Here is a 14,130-nt window from a genome sequence, read left to right as displayed (position 1 = left end):
TTATCTACGGAACGGTTTCAGATCCGCATTCAAATCTACACCGAGATTGGTCGTATACAGCCATTCCACTCGGTCTCCGTCTAGCAATGGCACGACACCCGCTCCACGGTCAGGGAAAATACCATTGACACGGTACATCCAGCCGCTTCCTTGGCCCCTATCAAATTCATAGACATTGTCTATTCCTTCGACATAAGCAGTGGCTCCTTGCCCTCCACGATAATCCATCTGTACTTTATGCTTTCTCGTAATATCAATCAATGCAGCCAATACCGTATCACCATCTTTGATCACCATTTCAGTCGGCGGCAAAGGTACTTCAGTAGATGAAATGACAATGGAGTAGACAATTTTACTCTGCTTCGGAGCTGCTGGTTTTTCTACTGGTGGTGGCGTCGGTTTCGGCGTAGGAGCCGGATTTGGTTTTGGTGCCGGACTCGGTGTAGGTGCCGGACTTGGTTTCTCGACCGGTTTTTCTACTGGTTTCGGCGCCGGTGGTTCTGGTGCTGGTGTTGGGTTTGGCTTTGTTTGTACTGGTGTTTCATTAGACTTTGGTGTTGGTTTCTCTACTACAGCCGGTGGTTCTTTTGTTGGTGCTAGTTGTGCATTAGGTGTAGCTGGTACTGGCTTTGTCGCAGGTGGCGTAGCTGTAGTCGGTTGTTCTTTCTTATCGTCCGCTACTTCCTCCTCTGTTGCTTTCGGCGTCGCTGGTTGATTCTCTTTCACTTCATTAGACGCTTCTTCGTCAACTTTGTCAGTTGGTAATGCGTCAATCGTCGGAATTTTATCTACATTTTGATCTTCCAGTCCAGTCGGTTTCTGAAGTGATGAACCACAGGCTGTTAGGAAGAAAGCTAGTGTTAAAACGAGTAGAAAACCCGTAAACTGCTGTAGCTGTTTCAACGTGACCCCTCCTCAATAAATGAAGACAATCTTGCGCTGCATAGAACGCAAGATTGCATCATTACGTAGTAGCTAAAAACTGAATAAGCATTTTTGTCGCATGTGCACGTGTAGTGGAATCGCCCGGCATAAAGTGTCCGTTTGATCCTTTTGCCATATCTAAGTCATACAACATCGTCATCGCGCGAATCGCTTCCAAATTATAATTATGAATATCTCTGAATGGCGCCACTTGATCAATTTCATACTTCTTACCATTTTGTACTTCATACGCTCGATACAACATAAGCGCCATCTGAGAACGTGTAATTTTTTGCGAAGGCATGAATTTACCATCCTTACCGTTCACAATCCCGTTATGAAATGCTGCCGCAATTTCAGCCTGCGTTTCCGCTGCATAGTTTTGTGTATCTAAGAATGGTGCTTTTTTATCTGTCTTCAAATCTAGTGCACGCACGATAATCGCTACAGCTTGGACACGTGTCAGTGACTGGTTCGGTTTGAATGTACCGTCTGCATAGCCTTTGAAGATTCCCTGCTCTACCGTTTGCTGAATATAGCCTTCTGTCCATGCCCAATGTCCTTTTACATCTGTAAATGGTGTAGGATTCGGATTCGGATTTGGTTCTGGTGTTGGTTCTGGCTCTGGTGTTGGCTCTGGTTTGGGAACCGGAATTACCGGAATTTCCGTGAAACTGTATAATGGACCTTTATCTTTTATAAGTAAATCGAATGCGACCAACGCTTGTAATGCTTGCTCTGTCGCAATTGCATTGGAACTACGGTCTCCAGATGTATGTTGGAATCCACCGTCCGGCATTTGGAAACTTAATAAGTGATCGAGTAAGTTGATGCCGTTCTTTGTAAACATCGAAACACGCGGATCAATTTCATTGGCAGTTAGGCCGATAATTACTTGTGCTGTCGCTTCACTTGAAATGCCCCCAACGAACGCTTCGTTAAAACCACCTGTTGGACCTTGAGCATTTGATAAGAATTTCACTGCACGTTCTCTCGCCTGACGTACTTGCGGTTGGTCGGTATAAGGAGCAATCGCAGTCAATGCCATTGCGGTAATATCAAAGCTTGTCGAGCCACTTTTATCAGTGGATAGACTCCAAGATCCGTCGTCTTTCTGATATTTTAATAGTTCTGCGATCAAACTCTCGCGTGTCCATTTAGAGTTGCTAGGTACTTGATAGTCTTTTGCATCCAATGCGATTAACGCAAAAATAATTCCGTTATTCCCTTGATACGTCAGGCTATCTGCACCTGTTGTATGCTTTTCACTATTAACAATTTTATCGATTAAGTTAAAGCCTTTACCATCTGCATTCATCGGATCTATTCCAATAGCAGCAGCTGTCATAGCTAAACGTTCTACATCTGTAATTTTCATACGACCTTTACCGGAACGGCTAATTACTTGATCTCGCAGGTGCGCTTGAAATTCCTTCGTGTAAGAATCCGGCACGTTCTTACCTGCTTTGACTAGCCCAATCACTTGCCACTCGCTAGTTACTTCACCTGCAAGAATACGAGCACTCGCCTGATTAATGGCTGCTGTTACTATTTTTGAATAGTCTTTAGCTGGCGGAGCGACCGGATCCGGATTCGGTGTTGGGTTTGGTGTTGGGTTTGGTGTTGGCACTGGATTTGGCGTTGGCACTGGATTAGGGTTCGGCGTTGGTTGTGGTTCTGTTACGACTGGATGATATGTAACTTGTATCGTTTTCGTAACGGAGCCGTGAACAGCATCCGTCGCTTTCACAATGATCGTATTGCTTCCATTTTTTAATACGGCTTGAACGGTGTTTCCAACTACCGTCGCTTCTTCTCCATTCACTGTAGCTGTCGGTTGAAGCGGAGTGCCAAAGTAACTCTTCGCCTGTACGTGCAAAGAAAGGTTCGGATTAGCAACGGTTGATTGTGCACCCGAAACGGTCAGTGTTGGTTCAAGATTCTCTCGAAAAGGAGCTAGATCGGCCTGTAGATCTTTTCCTAAATCTGTTGTGTATTTCCACTCTACCGTATCGCCTGGAATCAGTTTAATGACTCCCGCTCCACGATTCGGATAAATCCCATTGACGCTGTACATCCAGCCACTGCCTTCGCCTCTGTCAAATTCGCCTACATCATTTATCACTTCCACATAAGCCGATTCGCCACTGCCGGAATAGACGATATTAATACCAGCTGAAGCGGCACTGCGTTTTAACACATCTAAAACTGTTTCCCCTTCTACAACCGTCACTGCAGCCATTGGCATTGGCACTTCTGTAGAAGAAATCGTGATGGAATGTTGTACTGTATGAGCAGATTGTGTTTGTGCTGCAGACGCGAGCTGTTCTGCGTATGGCGCGATTGGAACTAGTACAGCGGCACTTGCTAAAGCAAATGCTGCTGTAATTCTAGTGAACTTTTTCATGATAGAAATAAAGCATACCCCCTAAATTGTCCATTATTGAATGATGAATAGTTTACGCGCTGACTGTTTCAACGGCTTTTTTTCAGCCGATACAACATCCGTAACGACAAGCGTATACAATTCACCACTGTTGTAATTTGTTTGCGGTGTCACCACTACTTTATTGCCCGCAGCAACAACATTCACCGCTACATGTTGTCCATTCAAATCTTCAACAAAGATGTTACGTAAATTAGCTTCCGAATTTTGAACTTCTTTATTGAACGTAATGGTAAATGGATGTGTCGGTGCAACGACTTGTGCACGAAAGTCTTTATAATCCCGGTCACGTTCCACTACAAATACTTTTTTCGTACCTTCTGGAATTGTAGTCGTCTGCTGGCTTCCCTTCTCTCCTGCCTGGACGATGTAATACCCATTTAAGAACTCTGTTTTCTCAATGAGAATAGAAGACCATGCACCGTTCCTATTTTTTTGAACTTGTAGTAGACTGCCATTCAAAATTCCTTTAAGAGTAGAATGGGCTGATACTTCAAATGAAGGCTGTGTCTCTTTTGGATCAAAGCTATACAGACGACCTTGCCCTTTCGTAAACAAATCGTATGCTACAAGCGCTTGCAACGCTTGTTCTGTAGCCATACCATTTGGTATTGTTTCCTCTTTCGTATGTTTGAATCCGCCATTTTCTACTTGGAAACTTAATAAGTGGTCTAGTAAATTCACACCGTTTTTTGTGAATCGCTCCCCTTGTGGATCCACTTTGTTCGCTGTCAAACCAATAATTACTTGAGAAGTCGCTTCACTGGAAATACCGCCTACAAACGTCTCATAGTATCCGCCGGTCTCTCCTTGACTTTCCGATAAAAAATCGATGGCTCGATCCACTGCCTGTTTTACTGCCGTCTGATTGGTATATGGCGCTAAAGAAATCAAAGCCATTGCAGTCATATCGTAACTGACGGAACCAGTAGCATCAGTGGATAGACTCCATGCACCGTCCGCTCTCTGATACTTCAATAATTCTGTAATAATTTTCTCCCGATTCCAACGGGCATTACTTGGTACATCAAAATTTTTCGTATCGAGTGCAATCAATGCGAAGATCAATCCATTCGTTCCTTGACGAATCATTGTATCCACATTCCGAATATCCGCACTGTTATAGATATGTTCGAGCAGATTTACTCCATTGACGTTCGTCGGATCTTTGCCTATGGCTACTGCTGCTATTGCAAGACGTTCGATATCGGTAATTTTCAAACGGTTACCACCGAGTTGATCAATGACTTCGTCTTGTATTTTTGCCGTGAAAGCTACGTCATAGCCTGACGGGACAGCTACTCCTGCTTTCACTAGACCAACAGCTTGCCATTCGCTAGTAACCGGACTACTAACAATATAATCCGTCACTTTTTTAATAGATTCCGTAACACTCTGTTGCGCGACTGCTATTTGTTGCGGTGAATCCGCTTTAATCGATGCAGCAGAGGTCGTTGCAGGCCACCACACAGTTAGAGCAAGTAACACACTCGCAATACATGATACATAACGCGTAAACAATACAATTCCTCCCTTTGTTAAACAAAAATAAGCCCTTGCCTTCAGAGAGAAAAGGACAAGGGCACTTTGTATAGACGGACAGAATTATAGAAAATTCCAATACAATATGCACACCTTTTCTCGGAAGGCGTAATGCACGTTGTTTTGGCAAGTCTCCTGACTTATAGGTACTCACATATCCTCAACCTTCCCAGTTGTTCACCAGTGGTTTTTTGAAGATACTACCTATTTACAGTGGCCGGACCGTACAGGACTTTCACCTGTTTCCTATTTTATCTTTGTAACGTAAACAAAGAACCAAAACATACTATTTAGCTTTCGTTCTAGTATATCATAGCTAGATGATGTGTCATTTACTATTTTGATAGAACGGTAAGAAAGACCGATGAACTTAATCGTTCACTTAGTCTAAAACGATTTTGACTATGGCGTTTAGATGGAGCAAGGCTGACCTGAAGAGTCATGCGGCTTGCGCTTCCAGACGATACGCTTTCCGGAGGGGGCGCGGTGGACCTCGCAAAAGTGCGTTGCGAGTTACACCTGTCACCCTTGTCCTCCCGGAGTCGATCGTCTTCCAGCTCCAGCCGAAACCTAGTGTGTGCAAGACAGGTTGATCACTCTTTGTAGGTAGTGAAAAACAAGTAGACTTGTCTGATACAATGCGACCGTTTTGAAGTTAAAAAGCGGTGACGTGTTGCTAGCTACTATGACTGTTTCGACGAACTGAGTGGAAACAGAAATGACTCTATATGCATTCACTCAGGCAATCCGAGCTTCACCCACACTGTTCAGGAAGCGTAACTCACCATACTTAATTTCTGGACGAACACTAACTGGCTTCCCGACACAAACTCAAGGATTCTCCCGGAAGAACCGGCGACTCCTGGAGGATTAGGGTGACAGGCGTAATCGCCAACGCACTTCTGGCGAGTCCGCCGCGCCCCCTCAGGAAAGCGTCCGGTTCTGTAGGGAGAATCCTAACACGTACACACATTCTCTGCACTGCAAAAGAGAAGTCACGTACACTACTCCAATTTCTGGACGAACACTAACTGGCTTCCCGACACAAACTCAAGGATTCTCCCGGAAGAACCGGCGACGCCTGGAGGATCAGCACGACAGGTGTAATCGCCAACGCACTTTTGGCGAGTCCACCGCCCCCCCCTCAGGAAAGCGTCCGGTTCTGTAGGGAGAATCCTAGCACGTATCCTATTTTTCAGCACAGTACAGGAGAAGTCACTTACCCCACCCCGACTTCTGTACGAACACGAACTGACTTCCCAACACAAACTCAAGGATTCTCCCGGAAGAACCGGCGACTCCTGGAGGATCAGGGTGACAGGTGTAATCGCCAACGCACTTTTGGCGAGTCCACCGCGCCCCCTCAGGAAAGCGTCCAGTTTCTCTCGGGAGAATCCTAGCACATACACTCTTTTTCTGCACTGCAAAGGAGAAGTCACTTACCCACTCTAACTTCTGGACGAACCCTGACTTACGAACGTAAATTCAAGGATTCTCCCGTAAGAACCAGCAACTCTTAGAGAATCAGAGTGACAAGCTTGGTATGGGTAAATTTTATAACTCTTGATAATCACGCTGATACTTCCCGCCGTCTTTCACTACCGCGTGATACAACGCTTTTAAGGCGAAGCTTTTCTCCAGTTCATGCTCTTTCATAATCGTTTTCAATTGTCTATTGAGTTCTGGACTGTGCTTAACGAGTTGAAGCATTTTAGGTTGTGAATATTGCATAAGTGTCTCCTCCTTGTCTATTTCATTCCTTTAGTATATCATGGCAATTCTTGAGGAATAGGATTATGTAACAAAACATGTCTTATTTAAGTTTGCTTAACATGAATAATGGGTATTTCTAAGCGAATATGCAAAATTCTGGACGTGTATCAACTATGCTTTAGAAAGGAGAACGTATGAAGAAAATTTCAATTACATTTTATATTACACTAGTGGCTGTCATATTAGCTGTCAGTTATGGGGTGATTGCACCAACACATTTTAGGGAAATCACTTCTGTTATTAAAGATTTCATCGCAGATTCATTTGGCTGGTACTACTTATTAACTGTTTCTATGCTGTTTTTCATTTCCGTATTTTTGATTTTCAGTCCCATTGGCAGAATTCGTTTAGGTAAAGATCATGATCGTCCTCAATTTTCAACTTTCTCATGGCTCGCGATGTTATTCTCTGCCGGAATGGGAATTGGATTAGTCTTTTATGGGGCGGCTGAACCACTTTCGCATTATGCGGTAGATCCGGCCACGACTGCACCTGAGACGAAGGCGGCTTATAAAGAAGCAATGCGCGAAACATTTTTCCACTGGGGATTCCACGCATGGGCTGTCTATGGAATGACCGCTTTGGTACTAGCGTATTTCCAGTTCCGTAAAGGACAACCCGGATTAATCTCTGCTACGCTTCGTCCGATTTTCGGTGACCGTGTAGATGGTCCTCTCGGTACTGTGATTGATGTTTTCGCTATTTTTGCTACGGTCTTCGGTGTAGCTACTTCACTGGGCTTCGGAGCTGTTCAAATTAACGCAGGGCTGAACTACTTATTTGGCGTGCCGATTGGTTTCTGGCCGCAGCTAGTAACTATCGCAATTGTAACTGTACTTTTTCTACTCTCTGCCTGGAGCGGACTCGGTAAAGGCATCAAAATTTTATCCAATACAAATATGGTGCTAGCCCTTGCGCTTTTAGTGTTTATCATTGCGCTCGGACCTACGCTGTTGATTTTCAATATGTTTACAGACTCTATTGGCGGCTATTTAGAGCATATTATTCGAATGAGTTTCCGCACTGCGCCATTGACTCCTGAAAATCGTTCGTGGTTAAATGACTGGACTCTATTTTATTGGGCTTGGTGGATGGCCTGGTCTCCATTTGTCGGCATGTTTATCGCCCGTGTATCTAAAGGTCGAACGATTCGTGAGTTTATGATTGGTGTATTAGTCGTTCCAACTGCATTGAGTGCCGTTTGGTTTGCTGCATTCGGTACGACAGCAATTGAAACACAAAGAGCAGGAATTATTGATCTAGCCTCTAGCGCAACAGAGTTGACAATTTTTGAGATGTTCAGTGGTCTGCCTTGGTCATTCGTAATTTCTATGATTGCGATCTTGCTGATCATTTCATTCTTCATTACATCCGCAGACTCCGCCACTTTCGTACTCGGTATGCAATCGTCTTATGGATCTCTGACTCCACCTAATAACTTGAAAATCGTATGGGGTGTAATTCAGTCTTCTATCGCGATTATTCTTTTGTATGTCGGTGGATTAGACGCTCTGCAAAATGTCATCATCATCGCTGCCTTACCATTTTCTATCATACTTATTATGATGGTAGTTTCTCTCTTTAAATCGTTGAAACAAGAAAGAAAACGAATTAGAAAACCGTAAAAAAAGGAAAATCATTGTGCCGTGAAGCCAATGGTTTTCCTTTTTCACTTAGTTAGACGCTTTTTCAATTGCTTGCTTCAAATCTGCGATAATGTCTTCTGCTGATTCCAGACCAACCGATAGACGGATTAACTCTTCACTGACACCTGAGTTTTTCAAGTCTTCTGCAGATAATTGCTGGTGCGTTGTCGATGCCGGATGGATGATCAATGATTTCGCATCCCCTACGTTCGCCACATGCGACCATATTTCTACGTTATCAATTACTTGGCGCCCAGCATCACGTCCACCTTTAATACCGAAAACAATGATCGAACCAAAGCCATTTTTCAAATGCTTTTTCGCAAGATCTGCAGTCGGATGATCTTCTAGACCTGTATATGTCACCCACTCTACTTGCGGATGTTGTTGTAAGAACGCTGCCACTTTTTGTGCGTTTTCATTGTGACGAGGCACGCGCAAGTGGAGCGTCTCCAGTCCTTGTAAAAGGTTGAATGCACTATCAGGCGCCAGACAAGGTCCGAAATCACGTAATAACTGTACGCGTAACTTCGTCGCAAATGCTGCTCCTGCTGTATCTATTCCATAACGCAACCCATGATATGATTCGTCGGGCTCTGTAAATCCAGGAAATCTACCTTGCGTCCAATCGAACGTTCCCGCATCAACAGCGACACCACCGATTGTCGTACCGTGTCCACCAATCCATTTTGTGGCAGAGTGAATAACGACATCCGCTCCGTATTCAATAGGATTCGATCCGTATGGAGATGGGAAAGTATTATCTACTAGTAACGGCAAACCATTCTCGTGCGCTATATTCGCAACAGCTTCAACATCCAGAACTTGTAGGCTCGGATTACCGATAGTTTCCGCAAAAAGAGCTTTCGTTTTATCAGTAATCGCCGCTTCGAAATTCTTCGGATCAGAAGCATCTACAAATTTCACCGTGATGCCATAGCGCGGCAATGTCACAACGAATAAGTTGTATGTACCACCATACAGATTACTGGCCGCCACGATTTCATCACCTGCTCCAGCAATGTTCATGATCGAGAATGCAATCGCTGCCATTCCTGAAGATAGCGCCACCGCTGCACTTCCCCCTTCTAGCGCCGCCACACGTTCTTCAAAAACGGCTACTGTCGGGTTCGTAATACGTGTATAAATATTACCCGCTTCTTTTAAAGCAAATAAGTTTTGTGCATGTTCCGTATTTTTAAATACATAAGAAGTCGTACGATGAATTGGCAACGCGCGAGAACCTGTATCAGGATCTGGCTGTTGTCCTCCGTGCAATAATATCGTTTCAGGCTGTAAATTCGTCATGACTATTCCCCTTTTCATATATTGATGGCACACCGAAAAGCGATAGAGGGCGCTTAGCTGCGACAGGCGTTGGAGGGCTGGGCGCAAAAGGGCGATCTTCCCCTTTTTCGCACAGACCGAAACGACCCGAGCAGCTGCCCTCTAGAGCTAGACACCGAAAAGCGATAGAGGGCGCTTAGCTGCGACAGGCGTTGGAGGGCTCTGCGCAAAAGGGCGTTCTCCCCCTTTTTCGCACAGACCGAAACGACCCGAGCAGCTGCCCTCTAAAGCTAGACACCGAAAAGCGATAGAGGGCGCTTAGCTGCGACAGGCGTTGGAGGGCTGGGCGCAAAAGGGCGATCTTCCCCTTTTTCGCACAGACCGAAACGACCCGAGCAGCTGCCCTCTAGAGCTAGACACCGAAAAGCGATAGAGGGCGCTTAGCTGCGACAGGCGTTGGAGGGCTCTGCGCAAAAGGGCGTTCTCCCCCTTTTTCGCACAGACCGAAACGACCCGAGCAGCTGCCCTCTAAAGCTAGACACCGAAAAGCGATAGAGGGCGCTTAGCTGCGACAGGCGTTGGAGGGCTGGGCGCAAAAGGGCGATCTTCCCCTTTTTCGCACAGACCGAAACGACCCGAGCAGCTGCCCTCTAGAGCTAGACACCGAAAAGCGATAGAGGGCGCTTAGCTTTCCACTATAGAAAAAACCCTTCTTCCTATGCGTCAGAAGAGGGCTGTGCTTTCGCTTTTCCCCCTTATCTTCCAAACTGTTACCAGTCTGTAGGAAGTAGCACCTTTGCTTTCGCCGGTTGCCGGGCATCACAGGGCCTATTCCCTCCGCCGCTCTTGATAAGAGTGTGTACTATTCGTTTCCATCTTGAGGGATAGTATAAGGGTATTTACTATCTATTGCAAGAACTTATTAATAGAATGTTTAGAAATCGGTAATATTTCCTTCACGAGTGAATGCAATTTATAACTTTGTGAGGCTTCGGCTTTCTGTAGCCACTTCCTAACTTCAGAAACAGCTCAAAAAATATCCCACCAAATCTTAACAGCAGAAGCCATAATCAGCACTGCTAAAATGCCTTGTAACACTTTAGTATTCACCCTGCGACTAGCCTTGACACCAATTGGAGCCGCAATTATACTCGCCACGATCATTACAAGCGCGGGCCCATAAGGTACTTGACCCGTGAAAATCTTTCCTGTAGCAGAACCGACCGACGACAATAACGTAATCGCTAACGAAGTAGCAATGGTGACACGCGTTGGTATTTTCAAAATGACTAACATGACAGGCACCAAAATAAAAGCCCCTCCTGCCCCAACGATCCCCGCGGCTAGACCTACTATGAATGCTGCTCCTGAAGCAACATAACGATTAAACGTAATTTCGTCTATCGGCATATCATCTAACCCTTTTTTGGGAATAAACATCATAATAGCCGCCATAACCGCAAGTACACCATAGACGATATTAACAGTAGACTCCGACAGTAAACTGGAGCCTGCACCACCTATGACGCTTCCGACCAATACGCTGATTCCCATATATAGAACAAGTGGTTTTACTATTAAATTACTTTTTCGGTAGGCTAAGACGCCTGATAAAGAGGCAAAGAATACTTCAACTGCCGTGATTCCCGACACGTCATGCGGTGAAAATGCGGTGAAACCGAGTAGGGCAGGAATAAATAGCAACATGGGGTATTTGACAATTGCGCCTCCAATACCCATCATGCCAGAAAGAAATGAACCGACAAATCCGATGAGGAAGATGGTGATGATAAATGAAATACTCATGATGTCCTCCCTTCTTCCTTAAACTGTTGAGAGAAGGATGTCATACATCCCTCTCCTCTTAGTTTACCCTTTTTGAATCCAAAATTTAAAGACATCCGCTTCCTGTTGTTGGTCAGTGATTTGATGGTTGCTTGATGTTGCCCATGCAGTTAGGTCTGCTACGGATCCTTTGTCGGTTGTATGAATTTCTAGAACGTCTCCTTCTTGCAGGTCTTTCATTGCTTTCTTTGCACGAACGATTGGCATAGGACATGCTAGCCCTTTTGCGTCTAAGAATGTTGTTGTCATTTATATCTTCTCCTTTTTGTTTGAGTTATTTTTTGTTGTACTTACCCAATCCTGTTAATTTTCCCAAGAAAGGAAATGGCTTTTGGAAATAAGGAATTTTGTAACGCCACCAACCAGTCATGCACTCGCCCGTTACCTCACCGCACACCGATTAGGGCCAATCTCCATTTCTCGCTGTCTATCTTCGTCTGGCGTGATCTTGCCCATATTCGTTTGGCGAATTTCTTGATAGGCATTGGGTTGCGGTGGCAGATTACCAGTGACGAGCTGCCTGAATTGTTCCTCGTCTTTTACGTTCAATCCATGATTACGCTCGTATAAGACACTGAGTTTCTCAGCTACACTACCGTCTTCATTCAACTCTTCCATAATCGTAAAATGAGCAGGTAATACGACTAAATCTCCAGACAACTCTTGATACCTTTTGTATAACGACTCTCGAAGATCACTCACCCAATCTTCTGCTAACCCGGCTAGATCGGGACGCCCGATGGAATCGATGAATAAAATATCTCCTGTCAGCAAATAACTATCATCAACGATAAAGGAAGTGGAACCAATCGTGTGACCTGGAGAATACAGCGCTTGGATATCAATCTTCGTTGTGCCGATTTCAATTATCGTGTCGCCTTCAAGCGCTGCATAGTCAAACACTACTTCCTCCGCATCTTTCGGTGGCAACCAGTACGTCGCGCCAGTAGCTTGTGCAATTTGACGGCCTCCTGAAATATGATCAGCATGGAGATGCGTATCTAAGACATGTGTAATCGTTGCACCACGCTCTGCAGCAAAGTCTAAGAAAACGTCTGTCATTCGTGTAGCATCTACAATAGCTGCTTCTCTGCCGGAAATCACCATATAAGAAAGGCATCCCTTACCGATACGAACGAATTGATACAGCTCACCGCCCGATTTCAAATCCGCCACTTTCACAGGCTCCAAATGCTCACTCCACGCTTTCATACCGCCTGCTAAGTAGGCTACGTCATACCCTTCTTCTTCAAGGATTTCCGCCACCATAATAGAGGAGCCTTCTTTTGCACAAACTACAAGAATTTCTTGATCTTTCGGCAATTGATCTGCAATTCCTTCTGCGCCATCTAGTAATTCAAAGTACGGTACGTTCAGATGACGGACTTGTTCCCCTTCAATTTTCCAATCTTCGAATGAATCTTGATTACGTACGTCTAAAATAAATAATGATTGTTTAGCCATCACCTTTTTAGCAACTTCTCCTGCTTGAACTGTTCTCATTATTCTATACCCCCCGTTGTATTTTCCACTGTTCCATTCCACTCTGACATTCCCGGCACTACATTAGTGACACACTTAAATCCAGCATTGGCGAGATTTTGACAAGCCATATCACTACGATTTCCTGTGCGGCAAATAATGTAATACTTTTGACTTTTATCTAAATAGGACATTCGGTCTTCCAGTTCACCTAACGGAATAGATAATGCTCCAGGTATATGACCGAAAGTAAACTCTGCCTCTTCTCTTACGTCGATAAGCAGCGCTTGCGGATGTTGTAAACTCTCTATCAATTGATTGTTCTCAACAGTAAATGGGTAAACCGCTTCCTGTTTCTCCGCTTTTGCTGTTTTTCTAACAAAATGCCGCCATACTCCATCTTCTACGATGTTTCCTATATAATGATGTCCCGCATTCTCAGACCAAGCACGTAAGTCCGCTACGGTGCCTGGATCTGTAGACAAAACTTCAAGCACTTGTCCTTCTTCCATTTCTTTAATCACTTTTCTAGTCTTTACAATTGGCATCGGACAAGCCAACCCTTTCGCGTCTACTACATTATTTGTCTGAATCATTCGCTTCCTCCTATACACCCAGGGGTATTATTTTGATTAAAAAAATTAAATAAATAAATTTACCTGACCATCTTGCGCTTCTCCTAAGTAAGCCGCTACACCACCATACTCGACTTCTTTAAGTAATTCCGTTTCGCTTAGACCAAGTAAATCCATTGTCATCGTGCAAGCAATCAGCTTCACATCTTGCTCTATCGCCAAATCTATAAGTTGCGGCAACGTCATCGCATTATGCTTTTTCATCACTTGTTTGATCATCTTAGGACCCATTCCAGCAAAATTCATTTGAGAAAGACCCATTTTATCGGCACCACGCGGCATCATCTTTCCAAATGCTTTTTCAATGAAGCTCTTATCGCTTTTAATCGGTTCATCTTTTCGCAGTGCATTTAATCCCCAAAATGTATGAAAAATGGTTACTTCATGATCGTACGCCGCAGCTCCATTGGCAATAATATAAGCCGCCATCGCTTTGTCGTAATCTCCACTAAATAACACAATCGTTGTTTTCTTTTGTTCAGTCATATTCTCGTTCCTCTCTACTAATCTCTGTATACCTATAGGGGTATATTATCATGTATAAAAAAAG

General features: G+C 44.4%; 11 protein-coding genes and 2 riboswitches. Of the genes, 1 reads left to right on the top strand and 10 read right to left on the bottom strand.

Annotation, left to right across the window (positions count from 1 at the left end):
* From DV702_RS17295 to DV702_RS17055, 4 genes are all read right to left on the bottom strand, one after another.
* Complete coding sequence (locus DV702_RS17295) at positions 1-903, bottom strand: DUF4430 domain-containing protein (protein WP_305849688.1); 903 nt, start codon at positions 901-903, stop codon at positions 1-3.
* 61 nt (positions 904-964) lie between these two features.
* Positions 965-3,331, bottom strand: a complete 2,367-nt coding sequence (locus DV702_RS17290) for an S-layer homology domain-containing protein (protein WP_114925427.1) — start codon at positions 3,329-3,331, stop codon at positions 965-967.
* Between the two features lie 33 nt (positions 3,332-3,364).
* Positions 3,365-4,891, bottom strand: coding sequence for an Ig-like domain-containing protein (locus DV702_RS14730; protein ID WP_114925426.1), 1,527 nt, complete (start codon positions 4,889-4,891; stop codon positions 3,365-3,367).
* A gap of 128 nt (positions 4,892-5,019) precedes the next feature.
* Positions 5,020-5,208, bottom strand: a riboswitch (cobalamin riboswitch).
* Between the two features lie 1,258 nt (positions 5,209-6,466).
* Complete coding sequence (locus DV702_RS17055; protein WP_205407188.1) at positions 6,467-6,643, bottom strand: hypothetical protein; 177 nt, start codon at positions 6,641-6,643, stop codon at positions 6,467-6,469.
* Positions 6,644-6,819: 176 nt separating this feature from the next.
* Between DV702_RS17055 and DV702_RS14725 the strand changes: the two genes are divergently transcribed.
* The gene (locus DV702_RS14725; RefSeq protein ID WP_114925425.1) at positions 6,820-8,310 is read left to right on the top strand and encodes a glycine betaine uptake BCCT transporter; all 1,491 of its coding nucleotides are present in this window, start codon (positions 6,820-6,822) and stop codon (positions 8,308-8,310) included.
* 48 nt (positions 8,311-8,358) lie between these two features.
* Here the strand turns inward: DV702_RS14725 and DV702_RS14720 are convergent, their stop codons facing one another.
* From DV702_RS14720 to DV702_RS14695, 6 genes are all read right to left on the bottom strand, one after another.
* Complete coding sequence (locus tag DV702_RS14720) at positions 8,359-9,639, bottom strand: O-acetylhomoserine aminocarboxypropyltransferase/cysteine synthase family protein (RefSeq protein ID WP_114925424.1); 1,281 nt, start codon at positions 9,637-9,639, stop codon at positions 8,359-8,361.
* A 731-nt stretch (positions 9,640-10,370) separates the two neighbouring features.
* Positions 10,371-10,474, bottom strand: a riboswitch (SAM riboswitch).
* Between the two features lie 173 nt (positions 10,475-10,647).
* The gene (locus tag DV702_RS14715; RefSeq protein WP_114925423.1) at positions 10,648-11,424 is read right to left on the bottom strand and encodes a sulfite exporter TauE/SafE family protein; all 777 of its coding nucleotides are present in this window, start codon (positions 11,422-11,424) and stop codon (positions 10,648-10,650) included.
* Between the two features lie 63 nt (positions 11,425-11,487).
* Entirely contained in the window at positions 11,488-11,712 is a 225-nt protein-coding gene (locus DV702_RS14710) for a sulfurtransferase TusA family protein (RefSeq protein ID WP_114925422.1), read from the bottom strand.
* Positions 11,713-11,844: 132 nt separating this feature from the next.
* Positions 11,845-12,966 (bottom strand): MBL fold metallo-hydrolase, encoded by a 1,122-nt coding sequence (locus tag DV702_RS14705; protein WP_114925421.1) that lies wholly within the window; start codon positions 12,964-12,966, stop codon positions 11,845-11,847.
* Positions 12,966-13,541 (bottom strand): sulfurtransferase TusA family protein, encoded by a 576-nt coding sequence (locus DV702_RS14700; RefSeq protein ID WP_114925420.1) that lies wholly within the window; start codon positions 13,539-13,541, stop codon positions 12,966-12,968. Before DV702_RS14700 ends, DV702_RS14705 begins: the two co-directional genes overlap by 1 nt.
* 45 nt (positions 13,542-13,586) lie before the next feature.
* On the bottom strand, positions 13,587-14,066 hold the full coding sequence (locus DV702_RS14695) for a DsrE/DsrF/DrsH-like family protein (RefSeq protein ID WP_114925419.1): 480 nt from the start codon (positions 14,064-14,066) through the stop codon (positions 13,587-13,589).
* Positions 14,067-14,130 lie beyond the last annotated feature (64 nt).

The sequence above is a fragment of the Sporosarcina sp. PTS2304 genome, assembly GCF_003351785.1.
GTDB lineage: Bacteria > Bacillota > Bacilli > Bacillales_A > Planococcaceae > Sporosarcina.
Note: the sequence above shows the minus strand (reverse complement) of the source record. Positions and strands in the feature narration are given on the sequence as shown.